Origin of the sequence: Cellvibrio sp. OA-2007, from assembly GCF_000953825.1 — a bacterium.
Classification (GTDB): domain Bacteria; phylum Pseudomonadota; class Gammaproteobacteria; order Pseudomonadales; family Cellvibrionaceae; genus Cellvibrio.
In genome coordinates this window covers 264,292-284,017 of record NZ_BBUL01000097.1, presented here as the reverse complement: position 1 = coordinate 284,017, position 19,726 = coordinate 264,292, and the positions used below count along the sequence as shown (strand labels likewise).

Below are 19,726 nucleotides of genomic sequence, written 5' to 3'. Positions count from 1 at the left end.
TTCGTGTAACCAAGTGTTAAGCCAGAGTGATAAACTGCCGCCTAGTATCGATAAAATAACTGCCAACCCTTGGCAGTAGCATTTTTGTTGGGGTAAAAATTATGAAGAATTCCTTGGTTGTGTTTGCCGCTGGCTGTCTGGGTGGCTTGGTGATGTGTGTGGTGATGTGGTTATTTTCCTATTATGGAATTACCCAATCTTTAAATGTGAAGTTGGCGGGATCGGTATCGCCGCATTGGATGTACCCGCGTATTGTATGGGGTGGGCTCTGGGGTTTATTATTTTTGTTGCCGATTTTTGCCAGCAGTTTGTTTGCGCGCAGTTTTGTGATTGCATTAATTCCCACATTAATTCAGTTATTTGTGTTTTATCCATTCTATGAAGGTAAAGGTGTTGCGGGCTTGTCGCTTGGCTTATTGACGCCATTCCTAGTGTTCTTCTTCTTTTGGGTTTGGTCATTAACCACAGCGGTTACGCTGAGATTATCGTGAGTTTGTGATAGTGATGAAAACAGTATTGTTAAATCTAGTGGTGTGGATGTTGGTAGTGTGTTGCGCATCGGTCAGCGCGCAGTTGCTGCCGGACAATAAGAATTTGAATTCCCAGTCGGTTACACGCTGGATGCAAACTAATCGCGATATTGCGCCCATCGTGCAATTGGTGGATTCCATGAATACTACCGAAGCAGAGCTTAAGGTTTTTGAAGCTTTGCCGCCCGCAGAGCAAGATAAAAAAATTAACGCCGTATTAAAATCCAATAATCTACTGGGCAGTGCAAATCAGATTACGCAAAAACACGGCTGGAAATCCGTCGGCGAATATATGCGTTTGAGCACTAAACTGGGCAATGCGATAGCTGCGTATTTTTTGTTTGGCGATTTAGGTAAGGTTACCGAAGAGCAGGCGCAACAATTAAAAGAAAAGGCCGATCCCGCTGTTCTGGCGGTGCCCAAAAGCGATATTGAATTTATTAAGAAAAATGAAAAGGTATTGCAAAAATATATTCAGGCTTATGGAGCAGGGCGTTAATAACGGTTTTTTCAGAGGTGACAAAAAAGGCGGATGTGTATGCATCCGCCTTTTTTGTTTGTTTCGGTTTTAGCGGGAGCCGCCACTGATGCTGAGATACACAAGTGTTTGATTTAATAGCTGATAAGCCACTTCACCAAAGGTAATTGGCCCGGTTAAATCGCGCGTCTTTTTCCCCTCCAATTCTGAATAAAGATAATTCAGAATACAGTTGCAAGAGAAAGAAATTCCCTCGCTTGCTGATGCAGAAAGTTCTTTATTGAAACTCTCAATGTAATTATCAACCGGTTTTGCAAAGCGGTAGCTGATGTCGGCAAATACTGGGGCATAGAGATCTACCTTGTTATTACTTTCATCGACTTGCTGAATGCTCACGTTAATCATCACGCCCGAATAATTGGCGACTAATGGCAAGCGCGTGTCGATTTTGGAATATTTAATGTAGTCGGCAAGATTTGCCTCTTCGCCGTTAATGGTGCAATCACTTACGCTAAAGCCGGTGTTCTTAAATTTAATCTCAGGGCCGTCACCTTGAGTAAACAAATTGACGATATTGATATTGGCTAATTGATTACTTGGTAATGGAATGTGCATCGCCACCGCTTGTTGATCAAATAGCATTCCACGGGCAGGGCCAAAGCCGACTTTGGCTGTGCGGCTACCTATATCTTCCAGATGGACCCCGGAAATCCAACCAACAATAGGTGAGAAATACATATTGGCGTAGTCGGGTGCATTTTGCGCATAGGATGAATGCACCTCTGACATTGCAGGCAAAATAACAATGGTAAAACCATGTTCTGGTGCTTCTTGCGCAATGCGCGAAATGGAGTTGCCATCGTAAAGGGTAATGCGCGGTGCGTTACTCGGTTGTACACCTTCTATGGTGTTAACGAAAATTTTCTCGCGATCAACTGTTCCGCCTTCGGTGGTCATGAAGTAGGGAATGGTTCCTGCAATCCAATTACCGGAAGGTAAGTCGGTTAATACAGATTCATCGGCAGCGATTACCAGGTATTCGCCTTTGTTAATTTTTTCAATAAGCTGTTCGCGGTTAATGAGCGCACTGCGAATGCTGATGTCGGCGTCTTGTGCCATGCAAGATCTCCTGATCGATACTATGAATATTTAGCGGCTATTACTTAAAACCATGCGTAGTTCTTGTTGCATGAAGCGCTGATTGTGTTTAATGAAGTCTCTGACTCGTCTTACGGCATTGAGTTCGACTACTGGATCTGGATTCATCAGAATTTGTGAGCGCAGATTAGACAGTAAGAGCTTATAAGCAATGTGTGAACTTGGGATGAAAGTATCGTCTTTTAATATGCGTTTCCAGATTTCACTGCGCTCGTCAGGTAGTGAGTATTGTGCTTCTTCTGGTGCGTTCATTAACTGATTAATCAGTACCAGTTCTTTTTTCAAACTCCGAACATTTTTGCGGAAAAATTCACGCAGGGAATTAAGTGCGGATACACGGATATTGTTGTCTTCGGTATTTTGAAACGCATGGCGCAAGCGCACTAAAAACAGGTTTAGTGGCATGTTGGTAGAGTTAAGATCAATTTTTCCGGTAATTAATTTTAACCAGATACCATTTTTTAATGCTGGCAATACTAATTTAGTGGTGACATTGCGCCTTTCTTCTACTGATTGTTTCTTCATCGAGAGCGCAGTTATTTGGCTAACTTCTGAATCCAGTGCGTTGATATGTGAGATAAAAAATTTACGTAATTCAGTGACTGAGTCTGATAATTTAACATCAACTTTTGGATCAATCATGCTGAGTTTTAGCTTTGATAGCATTAGCTTCAAAGGAAACAACTGGGTTTTTAAATGAAATTTGTCATAAATCATATTCTCCCAGATGGGGTCTGATTCACAGGGTAAACAAGTAGCCAAGCGATAGGATTCAGGCGTTTTTTCAATATCACTTAAAATATCATCAACAATTGCCTGATCGATGCGCAATATGTTGGCAATTGCATCGGGTGAAAGATTGCGAAGATAGGCAAGTGCTACTTCCTGGCGTAATTGATGAGTGTAATTACGGTTTGGATCGCCTAAAAAGTTAGGCTGTAAGAGTGCAGCTCTGCTAATTCCGGCACTGGAAATGTTGGGGTCATAAGCAGAAGAGACTATGTGGCAGTTGTAATAACCGATACTGCTGTGCAACCAACGTTTGCCCAAACCAGTGTCAACTATTTTATTGCTTTCAGTTTCATTGCCTTTTGAGAAAAATGAAAAGCGTGTTTTTTCTGTATGATGTGAAAGTGTTACTTGGATTATTTTATTCTTTTCATCCACATTTACATCTTGTATTGACCAAGGCGCATTAATTCCCAAAATGGCCTCAAAATAATATTTTGGTTGTTTAACCACTTGATGCTCCTTTGGCTGTCAGCTGTCAGAAATTTATCTATTACTTCGACAAAACCTCAGATCAAAGTATCGTTTACTATTATTCAAAGCCGTGATTGATTGCTTAACAATAATTATGTTAGCTATCAAATTTAAATTGTATTAACAGTAGCAATGAGCAGTGATAACAAGGTTGCTCACGGCAAAGAGGCGGTCGCTTCAACTCTCATGTTGTAGTCATGCGTTAATAATTGTTAACGGGCAGAGGATTATGACGATATCGTTATTTTTTTAATAGGTTTTTTGGGGCGACATAAAAAAATATGTCGCTTAAAGTTTCCTTTTCCTTTGTTTGTTCTTTTTTGACCAAAAAACAATCTTGTTTTTTGTGGGTCGTATATTTATCGGATCAGAAAAAGTCTTTCTTGTTTGGTTTTGGTGCACAAGATGGAGAGTTGTTCTGTTTGGGAAATTTCACGTTTCGGTTTATTGTTTTTTATGCGAGCCAGTTCTCGAAAAACAAAAAATGTTATTTCAATAGAAAAATGATTGTGAAATCTTTGAGGCGTATGCTGATCACCGAGATGTAAATCGGTTAATGAGATAATTTGCCAAGGATTAAATTATGCAGTTCATTAAAGCGTTGTTGAGTGGTGATTTTTTACAGCGGAATTTTTCGCATAAAAATGCCTTAGAGGTAAACAAGGAGCAGGTTGGTTCATTGCCTGGTCGTTTGCGGGTTGGGATTATAGGGACAGGAAAAATCGGAGTAGACTTGCTGGTAAAAGTGCGGCGCTCGCCATGGATGGATTGCGTCATCTTCTCTGGTAGAAATTTGCAATCGGTAGGTATGTGTTACGCCGCCGAATTGGGTGTGCCTGTATCAGATCAAGGCATTAACGCTTTTTTTGAGCCCCGCTATCGCTGCGATATAGTGTTTGATGCGACATCCGCGGCTAATCATATTGAGCATGCTCAAGTTTTCGACAAGCTTGGCATTCTTGCAATTGATATGACTCCATCCCAAATTGGTGAATGTTGTGTGCCAGCCTTGGGCATGAAGGAAGTATTGGAAAACAAAAACATCAGCATGATTTCTTGTGGTGGCCAGTCTTCTATTCCTGTTGCACAGGTGTTGGCCAAGGTGATTCCCAATGTGCAAAAAATTGCGGTCAAATCGATAGTGTCGCCGAACTCCATCGGCCCAGGAACACTCGCGAATCTGGATGAGTATTATCACAATACCAAGGCCGGGTTGAAAAAATATACCGGCATCAATGCTTTTGATGTTGAGTTATTAGTCGATGAAGTTAACCCTGAAACTCGCATGCTCACCAGTGTGACGGCTTATTCTGATGCGGTGGATCTGGATGCATTATGGCAGCCATTAATGGCAATGCTGCAACAGATTCAAGCTTATGTTCCAGGTTATAAGATGGAATCAGCGCCCGTGTTAATTGATGGCGGTGTGCGGATTGATCTCAGTGTTGAGGGGCTAGGGGATTACTTGCCTAAGTATGCAGGCAATCTCGATATTATTAATTGTGCGGCTATTGCTGTGGCTGAGCACTATGCGCAGGCTGTACTGGCGTCGCGTCAAACCAAACGACCGCTTGTGCAATATCATCGCAATTTGCAGTTGGAGTACTAAGGTTCCGTGGAATAGTCAGATTGTGTTTTATTTTTTAGCAGCGATAAAAGCAGGCAAAAGTTGCCTGCTTTTATTAAGTGAATGAAATGTTTAATTTTCTGCAAGAGTGCCGGCGCGATAGTCTTGAATGGCTTGTTCAATTTCATCGCTAGTGTTCATGACAAAAGGGCCGTACTGGACAATAGGCTCTCTTATCGGTTTACCTGAAATCACCAAAAATCGGGTGTCTGCACTGAGTGCTTGCACGCTCAATTGATCGCCTTTTCCTAATAGCCCTGCATTACCTTTGGTCAGTTTGCGTTTATCTTCTCCTATGGCTATTTCACCCTCATACACATACAGAAACGTGTTGTGATCTTCTGGCAGTGCATGATGAAATTCAATGTGCTCGGGAAGTTGGACATCCCAATAAATGGCTTCAGTGGTTAGTCCTTGAATCGGCCCGCTGATAATTTTTCCATTCACAAACGCGCTATTGGCAATAACTTTGATGCTGCCGCCATTCGGTAAGTTGGCAACGGGTATGTCAGTGGCGGCAATATCGCGATAACTGGCGGGCTTCATTTTTTCTGCAGCGGGCAGGTTTAGCCATAACTGAAACCCGCGCATTACTCCATGCTCTTGTTGCGGCATTTCTGAATGGATAATCCCCCGGCCTGCGGTCATCCATTGCACATCGCCGTTGCGCAAATGGCCTTTGTTGCCCATGTGGTCTTCATGCAGCATATGGCCTTCGAGCATGTAGGTTACTGTTTCAAAACCGCGATGTGGATGTGCGGGAAAACCGGCGATGTAATCATCGGCGCTATTACTACCAAATTCATCCAACATTAAAAAAGGATCAAAACGCGCGTGTTGGTGCTGGCCAAGGCTGCGTTTTATGCGCACACCAGCACCGTCGCTGGTGTCGCGGCCTTGTACTATTTGTTGTAACTGGCGTTGCATAAAATCCACTCCTGTAATGAATGTGTAATCTTCAACTGCACGTTGTTTATGCAGCTACACCTTGTTCGATTTCAGTTTTTGCCGAGGCAAAGGCTTGTTCTTTTTGGCCCATGTTGAGGCCTTCCGCATAAATAAAGTGCACATCTTTCAATCCCACAAAGCTTAAAAAATTGGTAAGGAACTGGCTTTGGGTATCGCTTGGTTGACCTTTGTGAACGCCGCCGCGGGTGGCGATGATATACACGGGTTTGTTGTTGAGTAAGCCAACCGGACCTGTTTCAGTATATTTAAAGGTAACTCCGGCGCGGGCTATATGGTCGAAATAAGCTTTCAGCGTAGATGGCACACCAAAGTTGTACAGGGGCACACCAATCACAATGACATCGGCCGCTGCTATTTCCGCGATAATTTTATCTGAGTAATCCAGCACGGCTTGTTGTGCTGGAGTGCGACCCTCAGCCGGGCTAAATAACGCTTGTACTCGTGCTGCATCCAAATGGGGTACATCTTCTTTGGCAAAATCCCGGACGATTACATCGCCAGTCGGATTTTTCTCTTTCCAGCGCTGCACAAACTCTTGTGTCAATACACTGGAGTTGCCATTGTCGCCAAATAAGCTGCTATTGATTTGTAACAGAGTTGCCATGGTTAAATCCTCTTCGTGTGAGTGGCGTGATTGCCATGGGCTCATTAAATGATTTGACGAGCGAATGATAAATAGCGATATTTGGTTGTATATCATCGAATAATTGGATTGGTTTCTTCTTTCATTGGATTAGCTAGCTATGGCTCAGGAAAAAGTTTCACCAGTAACGGCGAGTATCACTGAAAACAAAGTAACCTTGGAACAGTGGCGTGCACTGCTCGCCGTCATCGACGCTGGTGGTTACGCTAGAGCGGCTGAGCTGCTCAATAAAAGCCAGTCAGCTGTTTCTTACGCGATTTCGCAATTGGAGACGGCGCTGGGCGTTAAAGTGTTTCAACTGCAAGGGCGTAAAGCGGTGGCATCGCCAGCGGGTGAATTGTTGTATCGCCGGGCGAAACAATTATTGGAGCAAGCGGAGCGGTTGGAAAAGTCGGCGGGATGCTTGTCAGTTCATGTAGAGCCACTGGTGAAAATTGCTGCTGATATTATTATTCCTCCGGCGCGGGTATTGCAGTGTTTGGCGATTTTCGCCAAGGATTTTCCCGATACCCGCGTAGAGGTATTTGAATCTGTACTGAGCGGAACCGAAGATGCCCTCATACAGCGGCAGGTGGACTTAGCCATTGGTGGCCGGGTGCCAATGGGTTTTATGGGGGAAAAGTTAGTGACTGTAGCGATGCATGGTGTATCCAGCGCCGATCATCCACTGCAGTTATTGGGGCGGCCAATTAATACTGAGGACATGCGTCAGTATCGCCAAATTATTGTGCGTGACTCTGGACAATATCGCCGGCATACCGAAGGTTGGCAGGAAGCGGATCAGCGTTGGACGGTAAGCCATATCAAGACTTCTTTGGATGCTATTCGTTTAGGGCTAGGTTACGCTTGGTTGCCGGACGCGTATACCCATGAGGATATCGAGGCTGGACGCTTGAAATATTTGCCAGTTGAAATTGGCTCTGTGCGTGAAGTGACGACTTACCTGACCTTTGCCGATCGCGATTTTGCAGGGCCGGCAACTCGCCGATTGGCGGAGATTTTAAAAGAACATTTACCCACCATGTGCGGTTATAGCGCTTAAAAAATCATGTAGGGAATTGCCCGCATACTTATCCGTTTTGCGGGCAATCGAATGGCGATTACTGTTTAAATTCAGCCCAAATAGGGCAGTGATCAGAGGGCTTATCCATACCGCGAATATCGTAATCGATACCCGTAGCTACACATTTTTCCAGTAGACTCTGTGTCATTAAAATTAAATCGATGCGCAGACCGCGTTTGGGGTTGTCCTCAAAACCGCCGCTGCGATAATCAAACCAGCTAAACAATTCATTGCTATCAGGATTCTGTTCGCGGTAGCTATCTTTCAAACCCCAGGCTAATAATTCATTTAACCACTCACGCTCTTCCGGTAAAAAACTGCATTTTCCAGTTTTGAGCCAGCGCTTGCGATTGACTTCGCCGATGCCAATATCCATATCTTGATGGGAGATATTCATGTCGCCCATCACAATCACTTGTTTGCTTGGGTCTTCACTTGTTTTTAAGTGGTTGATGAGATCCGCATAAAATTTTTGTTTTGCCGGAAACTTTACCGCGTGATCGCGGCTCTCGCCTTGAGGGAAATACCCATTGAGCAGGGTAACTTCTCCGATAGGGGTATCAAATACACCACCGATGAAACGACGTTGGGCGTTTTCATCATCACCGGCGAAGCCCTTAATGACTTTTTTGAACGGGTGCTTGGACAGAATCGCCACACCATAGTGAGTTTTTTGGCCAAAAAATTCGACCTGATAACCCAGCGTGTTGATTGCATCGAGTGGAAAATCCGGATCGTTTACTTTGGTTTCTTGCAGGCCAATAAAATCCGGGCTGTGCTTATCAATCATGGCTTCTAGTTGATGCATGCGGATTCTGATGCTGTTGGCATTAAATGAAATGGCTTTCATAAGATATAAACTCGGTAATGAAAAAACACCTGAACATTTCTGGTCAGGTGTTTTATGCGGTAATCAAAATGATAGTGCGCGAAAGATTATTGTGTTGCGACTTTCTTCATGGGTTTTTGAATTTGGTCGATAAAATCTGCCAAAATATGACCCGCTTCCATCAAGTAAGGGTCTTCTTTGGGGTTGATCTCTTTGTCGGCTTCTTTGGGGGGGGCGTTCTCATCCTCATCGTCACCATTAGCTGCTTTCAGCGCGGCATAGTCAGCATAAGGTTTTTCACCCTTTGCAGTGCGTTTTTGATTTTCCATTTCCAGAGCACGTTTTTCCATTTGTTTTTGCTCTTCCTGACGAGTTGCCAGACGCAACGATACCTCTTTTTTAGCTGCTGCTTCTTTAAACATAGCACTTTGCTGGTTTAAAAAGACAAAGTCTGGATCTTGCGCCATACGTTCTTGATGGTCCGTTTCTATGGTGGGTAAATATTTTTTAATGTTGTAGTAATTTTGATGTGGCGCAGGGTGAATACGATCCCATGGTAGAGCGTTGTCATAACTACTTTCACCAATTTCATCTGGATCTAACAGGCTTGGCAGCGTGACATCTGGGATCACACCGCGGTGTTGGGTGCTATCGCCAGAGATGCGATAAAATTTTGCTTCGGTAATCTTCAGGCGACCATGTTTTAGCTCGACCAGATTTTGTACCGAGCCTTTGCCGAAGGTGGTGGAGCCAATAATAATGCCGCGGCCGTAATCTTGAATCGCACCGGCAAAAATTTCGGATGCTGAAGCGCTTAAACGGTTAATCAATACCGCGATAGGGGCGTGATATACCGCTGGTTGATAAGCGCGGTAGTTACGTGAAATAGTGTTGTCACTTTGACGAATTTGTACTACAGGGCCCGGATCGACAAACAGATCGGTCAACATGGCTGCTTCTGGTAGTGAGCCGCCGCCGTTGTCACGCAGGTCAATAATAATGCCGTCTACTTTTTCTTTGTTTAATTCATTGAGCAGGTTAAATACATCGCGGGTGGTACTTTTATAATTGGGGTCACCTTTTTGGTAGGCCTCAAAATTCATATAAAACGTCGGTATGTCGATTACGCCTAACTTGAAGGTTTTATCGCCATCTTTCACTTCAAAAACTGCTTTTTTGGCCGCCTGATCTTCGAGTTTGACTGTCTCGCGTTTAATCGTAATATTTTTATTGGCGGTTGCCGTTGGATCTGATGGAATAACTTCCAGACGTACAATGGTACCTTTAGGGCCGCGGATAAGTTTCACTACTTCATCAAGACGCCAGCCGACCACATCGACAAATTCTCCGTCAATTCCCTGTGCAATCGAGACGATTTTATCGTTAGGTTTTAACTGACCCTGTTTTTGTGCTGGGCCGCCGAATACCAAGCTACTGACTTTGGTGTAGTCTTCATCGCTTTGCAATACGGCGCCGATGCCCTGTAATTCAAGCGACATGCTGATGTCGAAGTTTTCAGCATTTTCGGGCGATAAATAGTTGGTGTGCGGATCGTAAAGCATGGTGAGTGAGTTCATCATCACACTGAATGCTTCTTCACTGGTTTGTTGTTTTATGCGGCGTAATTGATTGGCGTAACGCTTGCGCAGTGTGGTTTTGCTTTCGTCGAGTTTTTTGCCCGATAACATGGAGTTGAGCAAATTGGATTTTATATATTGTTGCCAAAGTTTATCGGCTTCTGCCTCGTTCGCAGGCCAAGATGCCTTTTTACGGTCAATTACTATTGATTCTTCCACATCGAAATCGAATTTTGTTTTGGGGTCGTCCAGTGTTTTTACGACTTTTTCGAGGCGTGCAATCATGCGTTCATTAAAGCGATTGAAAATAGTGAAGCTGTTGTTGAGCTTGCCTTTTTTGTAATCGTCGTCAAACGTTTTACGGTATTTTTCGAATTCGGCGATATCAGATTGGATGAAGAAGTTTTTGGCGCTATCCAGTGACTTTAAGTATTCATCAAAGTAGCGGGAGGATAGCGCATCGTTAAATTCTTGATCGCGATAATGTTCGCTATCCAGCTTTTGCACCAGATCGATCGCGGCTTTATTTTGTTCCGAGGTAGGCTTGAGGGCTTCTATTTTGTCAGCCATGCTCAGAGAGGACAGGCTGATAACAAGGCTAAACAGTGCGAGTTTTAGCGATCTTACAACAACAATTTGCATAGGGGGGTCTCAAAAAGTCAAAGCGCGTATCTGGGCGCGTCAATATGCGGCAGTTTCAAGCAGTGTGACCTGCGCACCCGCTATTACGAAGAGCCATGTTAACAGGGCTTACTATAACGGAATTGCACACTTAAAGGCAGGTGCTAGTTTTGCAGTTGGTCTAATGTGCACTAGTGGGATTCTGGGATTTGCTAAAAGTTTCCTCCTGTTATTCCGGAATTGGTAATGATTTGTCATTGGAGCTAATGCTTATATCTGCAGTGGAGGCGGTCGCCGTTAAATCCAGCCATAACTCTTTGCGATCTAGCGGAGTTGCTTTGGGTAAATAGGGGTTGTCGATTCGAATGGCGCGACGGTTACCCAAATCCGCTTTCCCTAATGCCTCCTGTACCTCGGGGCTGCCGTAAAAGTATTTGTTGAAAGCGCCATCTTTGATAGCTGCTTCAAGCCCATGTTCGATGTCTTTGGCCAGTTCGGGATCTTTGTGGCTTACAAAGAAGTAGGTCGGTAGGGGATAAATTAATACCAGGTTTTTTTCTACCGTGAGCTTTAACTCAGGGAATGCGGATAGCTCTGTCCAAACTTCGTTGGCTCCTCGGGGGAAGGCGTCGAATCGCCCGCCGTCCAGCATATGGTACAAGCCGGGTTTTTTAGTGGTTTTTACTACGGTAAGCCCTGCGCTCTCTAAAATAGAGGCATCTTGCCAGCTGCGTCCCTGACCAAAGCGTATTTGCTTGAGGTCTTCCAAGGTTTTGATATTGTCGAAGCGTGCTTGATCTCCTTGACGAATAAAAAATAACCGATGGTTCATTAATCCGCGATATGCATCAATTCTAATGGGGATAAAGTCGCGCTCCATCTCGTCAGAGGTTCCCCCCCACATCACTGAAATTTCACCAGATTTGACGGATTCCATAACGCGCGGGCGTGAATAAACCTCGCTTGTGGTGGAGAAAACATAACTTTTGTCTGAATAAGAAAGCGCCAGCTTGAGTAGACCATTCATGTAATCAGTTTGCACATTGGATTTCATGTTGGTAGTGACAGTTTTGGTTGCCGCTGCCAGCGGTTGTGTTGTTGCAGCGATTAAGGCTAGTGCCCCGTACAGCAGGATTTGTCTCAGTTTGGGTTTGATCCACATAGGACGTCTCTATCTGTTGTTGGTCTTGAGGTTATAGACTTAAAAGTAGCACAGCATCATCAGCTTGGTAGTAAGAAATAAAAGGGTTTATTGAGCTAAAAAGCCACAAGGTTAATTGTGGCTTTTTAGAGAATGAGACGGCGGTGACGGATTTGTCTTAACAGGTTGTACTGCAATCAAACATCATTTGCATGAAGTCTGCTTGGTCTGCGTGAGTTACTCGCGTGGGAATAACATTTGAAACTTGTCGATTGTCCCAAGTGTAATCGTAGCGAGTAAAGGTTAATGCACCAGTGGTGTTTTCATCGGCGCTAACCACCATACTTTGGTGGGGGGAAGTGTCCAATATATCCAGCAGCTCTCGGATAGTTGTGTCGATTCGATTTAGTTCAAGTAGTGGGTGGTCACCCTTGTGACTTAAAAAGATGTAGTCACAGCCGAGCATAGTGCTGAGGCTAAGAACGAATTCACCGCGTTCAACGGCTTGAGCTACGTCGAAATCGTGCGCATCGTTCGTTCGGGAAACAAATTGTTGAACTGATTGGGTGAGTGCCATGTCTTGCTCCGCAGTTAGGTAAGGTTATTCTTCTTTTGCGTCCGGCAACAGGCTTTCCTGAGTGGTTAGAATCTAACAGTCACGTCGTTAAAAGGCTAGAGTTTAACCTTAAAAAATGTCGATTAATTTAACAGTTGTTAGGTGGTCTGGTTCGCATCTTGAAAATAAAAAAGCGACAAAATGTCGCTTTTTTATTTTATATCAATGGTTTATGAGTGGTAGTTAATTCTTTCGCTAAGCTTTTGCTCTGTTTACCAAGGCTGTTTTGATCGTTTCGCGCATTGAGCGCAAGGTTCGTTCGGTTGTCTCCCAATCAATGCACGCATCGGTTACAGATACACCGTATTTCAGGTCGCAGAGGTTGGCAGGAATACTTTGATTGCCTGCGCCTATATTGCTCTCCACCATCAATCCGATAATAGATTGGTTGCCTTCAACAATTTGGCTGGCCACATTTTCCATAACCAGTGTTTGAAGCTCGTGGTTTTTATTGGAATTGGCATGGCTACAGTCAACCATGATGTTGGGAACCACTTTTGCCTTAGCCAATTCTTGCTCACACAATGCAACACTGACTGAATCATAGTTGGGCTTGCCGTTGCCGCCACGTAACACAACATGGCCGTAACCATTGCCGCGCGTGTGAATAATAGCTACCTGGCCTTCGGTATTGATGCCAAGAAAACGGTGTGGCTTGGAGACGGATTGCAGTGCATTGATGGCGACGGTCAAGCCACCGTCGGTACCATTTTTGAAGCCTACAGCAGAAGAAAGTCCGCTCGCCATTTCGCGATGGGTTTGCGATTCCGTTGTGCGCGCGCCGATGGCTGACCAACTAATTAAATCATGCAGGTATTGAGGTGAAATAGGATCGAGCGCTTCAGTGGCTGTCGGCAAGCCCATTTCTGATATATCCAGCAATAATTGACGGCCGATATGCAGCCCTTCTTCAATTTTGAAGGAGTCATCCAGGTAAGGATCGTTAATTAAACCTTTCCAACCGACGGTTGTGCGTGGTTTTTCAAAATAGACGCGCATTACTACGTAGATTGTATCGCTTACTTCGTCAGCTAATTTTTTCAGGCGTTGGGCGTAGTCTTTAGCGGCGGCTACATCGTGAATGGAGCAGGGTCCAATCACTACAAAGATGCGATGATCTTTGCGGTCGAGAATATTGCGTACTACTTCGCGACCTTGGGTGACCGCATCGCGAGCTTTATCTGTGAGCGGGATTTTTTTCTTAAGTTCTGCTGGGGATATCAACAGTTCTTGCGAGACCACATTCAGGTCATCGACTTGGGCGTTAGTCATGGTATTGCTTCCTGAGAAATGTAAAAACGTGGTTCATTCTACCTATAATAATTGAAAAAGTGGGATGGTATTTTAATAAAATGCTAAAATAAGGGAGAATAAACTATATTGTTGCGATATTTTAGGTTTTTTGTTTTCCTGTTTTAAGGTTTTTGCGGTTAGTCTTTTTTTGATCCGCCAAAAAATGCATTTTTTGAAATACTCATCCTCTTAAAGTTGATCATATTGTATCTATTTGGGCAGTTTTGGGGATTTTTCAGGCCAACGTTTGATCAGCTTTTTATCTGATAGGTAACAAATAGGGCTTATTGTTGGTTGGCAAGTTTTGCTATACATGAAAAATTACTTTTTCCTTAAAAGGATGATTCTGTGCAGTTGAATAGAAAGACGATTGCTGCGGTACTGATCGGCATCTTGTCACCTTGGGTTAATGCAAGTGATTCCGGGCGTATTGCATTGGTGCTGGGCGGTGGCGGCGCTCGCGGTGCGGCCCATATTGGGGTTCTGGAAGTATTAGAGCGCGAGCGAATTCCTGTTGACTGTGTGGTGGGAACCAGTATGGGTGGTTTAGTTGCGGGCTCTTATGCAGCGGGATTATCACCGCAAACTATGCGCGATAAGCTAGCGGTAGCAGATTGGACGGATATGTTCCTTGATGTGGCGGATTTTTCCCAGCTTAGTTATCGCAAGAAAAAGGTCAGCAAACGTTACCTTGCCGGTACCGAACTGGGGTTGACCAAAAATGGTGTGCAAATCCAACCGGGTGTTGTTGCCGGTGAAAAAATAAAACTATTTTTTAATCAACTGGTGGATGCAGACTTAGGGGAGCGTGAAATTCAAGAACTGAGTTTACCACTTGCCATAGTCGCAACCGATATAGGTACGGGGGAGCGTGTTGTTTTCCGCAGTGGCAGTTTGACTCAAGCCATGCGAGCCAGCATGTCGGTTCCCGGGTTGATGGCGCCGGTAGAGTATGAAAACCGGAAATTGGTTGACGGCGGTTTGGTCGATAACCTGCCTATCGAGGTGGCTCGGGATTTGTGCAAAGCGGATCGGGTTATCGCCGTCAATGTGGGTTCTCCGCTAAAGCCACCGGAAAGTATTGGTTCACTGTTAAGTGTAACGGCGCAAATGATTGGGATTTTAACCAAGCAAAATGTGGAGCGCTCGCTTGCAAGTCTGACCGGGCGCGACATTTATATTGCTCCTGAGCTGGGTGATATTAAAGCCACTGATTTTGCCCGTTATGAGGAGGCGGCTGATATAGGAAGAGCCGCTGCGCAGCGGCAGGTTTTGACCTTGCGCGAACTGTCTGTTGACCAAAAGACTTACGCCGCATGGCAGCTGAAAAATAAAGATGGCCGTAAAAAAGAAATCTATATCGATCAAGTTGTTATTTCACCCTTGCGACGGGTTCATCCTCAATATGTTGCGCGACAAATTCAGCAGCAAGAGGGGCAGCTACTGAATCGCGCTCAATTGGAACAGGATTTGGTGCGCGCTTATGGCGACGGTTTTTACGATGGAGTGGATTACCGTATCGTTGCGCAAGAGGGAAAAAATATTCTTGAAATTACCGCTGCTGAAAAAGCATGGAGTTCGGATTATTTGACCTTTGGTTTTTCTATCGATAATGAGTATCGCAAGGGTTCCAATTTTAATTTGCGCAGCGCTTATCGCAACACCTGGATGAATGATTACGGCGGAGAATTTTTTGCAGCCATAGATGTGGGCACCGAGTCGGCTCTTGAGCTGGACTTTTACCAACCAGTCGATTACCGGCACCATTTTTTTATCGAGCCGCGTTATTTTAAAGAGCGTGAAATAATTGGCCTGTTTGCCGATGATATGGAGATTGCAGAGTATCAGCTAGATACATCCTATTCTGAGTTGTTGTTGGGGACCAATCTGGGTGTTTATGGTCAGTCTTCAATAGGGTGGCGCGAATACCGAATCAAAGGCACTGCCGATATAAGCGCAGTAACATTGCCGGATGTAGATGAGCGTTATGGCGGCGTTGAGTTTTCGTTAAATTTGGATCGACGTAACCGTATCTATTTCCCTTCCCATGGCTGGCGTAGCGAGATTACTTTTTTTGATGCCCATCATGAAGGCTATAAAAAGCTTTCAGTTGATGTTGGGCAGGCCTATAAACTCAATGATTTTGTTTTTGCCGTGCGTGGGCTCTATGTGGCTTCACTAGAGGATGAACTGCCGTTTTATGATGCGGTGATGTTAGGCGGATTTCTGAATTTGTCTGGGTATGCCAGCAATCAAATCATTGGCGACGATGCATTTTATTCCCACCTGCGCGCGGAGCGTATTATTGGGCGCATGCCATTGGGATTAAACGGTGACTTGCGTATGGGGTTTGCGTTAGAGGCGGCCAAACTGCAAACGATTTACACTATGACTCAAACAGATAGGTGGTTGGATTCCGGGGTGCTTTATTTAGGTGGGGAGACGCCATTGGGACCCTTATATTTAGGGTACGGATTCACATTTAGTGGCGACTACAATTTGTATTTTAAGCTGGGCGCTTTTTAATAATTGGAGTATGCGATAAGCCTCGCAATGAGGCTTATCGCAATGATTGCTTAAAAATGAAAAATGGCTGCCGCGTAGGGTCCTTTTATATCTAAATTTGTTTGCACTTCATCATCGTCAATATTGACAGTCAGTGCGCGATATCCCACTTCAACGCCAATATCTAACGCTGAATCAAATGAATAGCCTATTTTTGCGCTGTAGTCGGCTAAGTCATTGCCATCGTAACTGATGTAATTGCCTTCAAATCCTGCAAAAAAGCCGGTCAATGGTAAGTCAAACTGCATATGTCCGTAGGCGAGGGGGAGTGCAAGATCAATATCGGTGTTGTCGCTTAACCCGGAACTTTCCGCTTTTAAGTAGCCGGAGTATTTTCTTAACGTGACGCCAAGATCGAGTGTTAGCCAGTTATCGAGCAGCTCGTAATAAAGGGCTGCATCGGTATAGCTCAAATCAAAATCCGTCGCGACAGTGGTGCCGCTGGGGTAGGTGATAGTCCCAATGCTTAAGTTGTTTTCAAGCACGCTGCTCTGTTTGCTGGTGATGTTGTTTTGCTGAACTTTAATATTCGGAAGAAATGGCACGGGATGTTCGACGGCAATGTAATAGAAGTTGTTATTGTTATCGCTCATACCCAAGTCATCGGCGGATGTTGCAGGGTTGCCCATATCACCTGTGTATTCACTCTGCCATATGCCTGCGCCAGCATAAACGCCAAAGACGGTATCCGCATGCCCTTGGTGTGCTGCAGTAAATGCGAGCGAGCTGAGTGATAATCTGATTAAAAACGAGCGTGGCTTCATAGGGTATCCTTTGGCTTGAATTGGAAAGGCTTGAATTGAAGTTTTATGGTGCAGTGTAAATCGAGGCTGATGAAAACTCTGTGACAAGTTGTCGGTTTGACGGCTAGGCCTCAATGGCTTTTTGTTGTAATAAATCCAAAAAGACCCGTGCAGCATTATTCAGGGTTCGTTGGCTGTGATGGATATAGCCTAGCGGGCGCATGATGGGTGGTTGATTTACATCCAAAATATGCAAGCTCTCATCAATAATACGCTGGGGTAAAACGCCCCAACCAAATCCGATACTTAACAGCATTTTAATCGTATCTAGATGGTTGGATACCATGCCGGTAGCCAGTGGTAACTGTTGTAAGTCAAACAGGTTTTTAATGAGTTGCGTTGTATAGGTGTTGGTATCGGGCATTATTGATGGATAGAGGCTTAAATCGGCCAGCTGAAGATGCGATTGCGCTGCAAGTGCATGGGTGGGTGCGACGACGAAGTGGAGTTGGTCGTGCCAGAGCGTTTCACTGTGGAGGCGCGAGTCTTGTTGAAGCGCGAGCGTAATAATGGCGATGTCGTATCTGCCTTGGAGTATTTCATGGTAAGCCTGCTCCGAATCGAGAAAGTGTAAATCCAGTTTTACTTGCGGATAACGTGTTGAGAAGTCCCGCAAATAGGGTGGCAAATAATGTAGCCCTACATGGTGGCTGGTAGCGATGCTCAGTTTGCCCTGGATATCACCTTGCAAATCGGCGATTGCACGCTGTGTTGCAGCCACTTCACCCAAGATTAACTTGGCTTTGCTTAACAGAAGCTGACCTGCTTGGGTCAGCACCACTTGTCGCCCCATACGGTCAAATAAAGATGCATTGAGCTGATCTTCCAGTAACGCAATGCGTTTGCTAATCGCGGGCTGGGTCAGGTGTAAGCGCTCAGCGGCTGCAGAGAATGAGCCCTGTTCGGCAATTGCTACAAATGCGTGTAAATGTTGGGTATCCATCGCTTTATTTTCTTATTATTCCTGTTGGGAATGCAAACTATAAAAAAGATAAATTTGTTTTATGGGTTGTGTGGCCGTACCATCGCTTTCTACTAAACGATCTTCGAGGTTCCTGTATCGGGAATTTTGACTGATCCAGAACAAATACCGTGTAAGCCGATCTTTTGGAGATTCACCATGGCCGTTAAAACGCTTTACGACAAACTTTGGGATGCCCATCTGGTGCAGCAGCGCGATGATGGCTCAGCCCTTATCTATATAGATCGCCATATTGTTCATGAGGTGACATCGCCGCAGGCATTTGATGGTTTACGTTTGGCTGGCCGCAAGCCTTGGCGAGTGGACTCCATTTTGGCTACGCCCGATCACAATGTTCCAACTACGCAAAAAGAGCGCGCCCATGGCGTTAAAGGGATTGAAGACCCAGTGTCATTAATTCAGGTGCAAACCCTTGATGATAACTGCGATGAGTTTGGTATCGTCGAGTTCAAGATCAATGACCATCGCCAAGGAATTGTGCACGTCGTCGGCCCGGAAACCGGCGCCTGTTTGCCGGGTATGACAGTGGTTTGCGGCGACTCTCACACCGCAACCAATGGCGCTTTGGGTGCTTTGGCTCATGGTATCGGCACCAGTGAAGTAGAGCATGTAATGGCGACTCAGTGTTTGGTCGCCAAAAAGATGAAAAACATGCTGGTCAAAGTGGATGGCAAGCTCGGTTTGGGTGTGACGCCAAAAGACGTGGTGCTTGCCATCATCGCCAAAATTGGCACTGCTGGCGGTAACGGCTGTGCGATGGAGTTTGGCGGTCAGGTCTTCCGCGACATGAGCATGGAAGGGCGTATGACCGTGTGTAACATGGCGATTGAAGCGGGCGCACGTGCCGGTATGGTCGCGGTGGATCAAACAACTATCGATTATGTAAAAGACAGAACCTATGCCCCTAAAGGCGACTTGTGGGAAAAGGCGGTTGCCGACTGGCGCAACTATGTAAGTGACGAAGGTGCTCATTTTGATGTGGTAGTTGAACTCAATGGCGCTGATATCAAGCCGCAAGTGAGCTGGGGCACATCACCAGAAATGGTGGTTTCAGTTGAAGATAAGGTGCCAGATCCGGCGCAAGAGACTGATCCAGTAAAACGCGAAGGTATGTTGCGCGCCTTGCAATATATGGGCTTACAAGCCAATCAAGCGATTACTTCAATCAAGTTGGATCGCGTGTTTATTGGTTCTTGCACCAACTCGCGTATAGAAGATATGCGCGCGGCAGCTGCCGTTGTTAAAGGTCGCACTAAAGCATCATCCGTAAAAGAGGCGATTGTGGTTCCCGGTTCTGGTGCGGTTAAAGCACAAGCCGAAGCGGAGGGGCTGCACGAGATTTTCATCGCCGCCGGTTTGGAGTGGCGCGAGCCAGGTTGCTCGATGTGCTTGGCGATGAATGCCGATAAGTTAGGTAACGGAGAGCACTGTGCATCTACTTCAAATCGCAACTTTGAAGGTCGTCAGGGCTATGGTGGCAGAACGCACTTGGTCAGCCCGGCTATGGCGGCAGCTGCAGCGATTGCTGGCCATTTTGTCGATGTGCGTACTTTTGTTAATTAATAGGA

The 19,726-nt window shown here is 45.2% G+C and carries 17 protein-coding genes; 6 read left to right on the top strand and 11 right to left on the bottom strand.

Features of this window, described 5'->3' with window-relative positions; genetic code table 11:
• Positions 1-101: 101 nt before the first annotated feature.
• Complete coding sequence (locus tag AWU77_RS19670; RefSeq protein ID WP_062067648.1) at positions 102-491, top strand: hypothetical protein; 390 nt, start codon at positions 102-104, stop codon at positions 489-491.
• A gap of 13 nt (positions 492-504) precedes the next feature.
• Positions 505-1,029, top strand: coding sequence for a hypothetical protein (locus tag AWU77_RS19665; protein WP_238582531.1), 525 nt, complete (start codon positions 505-507; stop codon positions 1,027-1,029).
• Between the two features lie 69 nt (positions 1,030-1,098).
• Here AWU77_RS19665 and AWU77_RS19660 read toward each other — a convergent pair whose 3' ends face one another.
• Positions 1,099-2,127 carry a DUF6976 family protein gene (locus AWU77_RS19660; RefSeq protein WP_062067646.1) on the bottom strand — a complete coding sequence of 343 codons (1,029 nt, stop codon included), beginning with the start codon at positions 2,125-2,127 and terminating at the stop codon, positions 1,099-1,101.
• Between the two features lie 30 nt (positions 2,128-2,157).
• Positions 2,158-3,408 carry a hypothetical protein gene (locus AWU77_RS19655; RefSeq protein ID WP_062067644.1) on the bottom strand — a complete coding sequence of 417 codons (1,251 nt, stop codon included), beginning with the start codon at positions 3,406-3,408 and terminating at the stop codon, positions 2,158-2,160.
• A 604-nt stretch (positions 3,409-4,012) separates the two neighbouring features.
• On the opposite strand from AWU77_RS19655, the gene AWU77_RS19645 reads away from it, so the two are divergent.
• Positions 4,013-5,038 carry an acetylating acetaldehyde dehydrogenase gene (locus tag AWU77_RS19645; RefSeq protein ID WP_062067639.1) on the top strand — a complete coding sequence of 342 codons (1,026 nt, stop codon included), beginning with the start codon at positions 4,013-4,015 and terminating at the stop codon, positions 5,036-5,038.
• 90 nt (positions 5,039-5,128) lie between these two features.
• On the opposite strand, the gene AWU77_RS19640 is transcribed toward AWU77_RS19645, so the two are convergent.
• Entirely contained in the window at positions 5,129-5,983 is an 855-nt protein-coding gene (locus tag AWU77_RS19640; protein WP_062067637.1) for a pirin family protein, read from the bottom strand.
• Between the two features lie 46 nt (positions 5,984-6,029).
• The gene (locus tag AWU77_RS19635) at positions 6,030-6,629 is read right to left on the bottom strand and encodes an FMN-dependent NADH-azoreductase (RefSeq protein ID WP_062067634.1); all 600 of its coding nucleotides are present in this window, start codon (positions 6,627-6,629) and stop codon (positions 6,030-6,032) included.
• A gap of 139 nt (positions 6,630-6,768) precedes the next feature.
• Between AWU77_RS19635 and AWU77_RS19630 the strand changes: the two genes are divergently transcribed.
• Positions 6,769-7,710 (top strand): LysR family transcriptional regulator, encoded by a 942-nt coding sequence (locus AWU77_RS19630; protein WP_062067631.1) that lies wholly within the window; start codon positions 6,769-6,771, stop codon positions 7,708-7,710.
• Positions 7,711-7,768: 58 nt separating this feature from the next.
• Here AWU77_RS19630 and xthA read toward each other — a convergent pair whose 3' ends face one another.
• The 5 genes from xthA to AWU77_RS19605 all read right to left on the bottom strand — a co-directional run bounded on the left by xthA (position 7,769) and on the right by AWU77_RS19605 (position 13,787).
• On the bottom strand, positions 7,769-8,581 hold the full coding sequence (gene xthA, locus AWU77_RS19625; protein WP_062067629.1) for an exodeoxyribonuclease III: 813 nt from the start codon (positions 8,579-8,581) through the stop codon (positions 7,769-7,771).
• Between the two features lie 86 nt (positions 8,582-8,667).
• Entirely contained in the window at positions 8,668-10,779 is a 2,112-nt protein-coding gene (locus AWU77_RS19620) for a carboxy terminal-processing peptidase (RefSeq protein WP_062067626.1), read from the bottom strand.
• Positions 10,780-10,987: 208 nt separating this feature from the next.
• Entirely contained in the window at positions 10,988-11,920 is a 933-nt protein-coding gene (locus AWU77_RS19615; RefSeq protein WP_084618563.1) for a transporter substrate-binding domain-containing protein, read from the bottom strand.
• 157 nt (positions 11,921-12,077) lie between these two features.
• Positions 12,078-12,476 carry a hypothetical protein gene (locus AWU77_RS19610; protein WP_062067623.1) on the bottom strand — a complete coding sequence of 133 codons (399 nt, stop codon included), beginning with the start codon at positions 12,474-12,476 and terminating at the stop codon, positions 12,078-12,080.
• 234 nt (positions 12,477-12,710) lie between these two features.
• Positions 12,711-13,787, bottom strand: a complete 1,077-nt coding sequence (locus AWU77_RS19605; protein ID WP_062067620.1) for a 3-deoxy-7-phosphoheptulonate synthase — start codon at positions 13,785-13,787, stop codon at positions 12,711-12,713.
• A 369-nt stretch (positions 13,788-14,156) separates the two neighbouring features.
• Here AWU77_RS19605 and AWU77_RS19600 point away from each other — a divergent pair, with 369 nt between their 5' ends.
• Positions 14,157-16,334 (top strand): patatin-like phospholipase family protein, encoded by a 2,178-nt coding sequence (locus AWU77_RS19600; RefSeq protein WP_084618562.1) that lies wholly within the window; start codon positions 14,157-14,159, stop codon positions 16,332-16,334.
• A 50-nt stretch (positions 16,335-16,384) separates the two neighbouring features.
• On the opposite strand, the gene AWU77_RS19595 is transcribed toward AWU77_RS19600, so the two are convergent.
• Both AWU77_RS19595 and AWU77_RS19590 read right to left on the bottom strand, forming a co-directional pair.
• Positions 16,385-17,137 (bottom strand): TIGR04219 family outer membrane beta-barrel protein, encoded by a 753-nt coding sequence (locus AWU77_RS19595; RefSeq protein WP_062067617.1) that lies wholly within the window; start codon positions 17,135-17,137, stop codon positions 16,385-16,387.
• Positions 17,138-17,240: 103 nt separating this feature from the next.
• Positions 17,241-18,119 carry a LysR family transcriptional regulator gene (locus AWU77_RS19590; RefSeq protein WP_062067614.1) on the bottom strand — a complete coding sequence of 293 codons (879 nt, stop codon included), beginning with the start codon at positions 18,117-18,119 and terminating at the stop codon, positions 17,241-17,243.
• 177 nt (positions 18,120-18,296) lie between these two features.
• On the opposite strand from AWU77_RS19590, the gene leuC reads away from it, so the two are divergent.
• Positions 18,297-19,721: a 3-isopropylmalate dehydratase large subunit gene (gene leuC / locus AWU77_RS19585; RefSeq protein ID WP_062067612.1), complete on the top strand. Its 1,425-nt coding sequence runs from the start codon at positions 18,297-18,299 to the stop codon at positions 19,719-19,721.
• Positions 19,722-19,726: the final 5 nt, after the last annotated feature.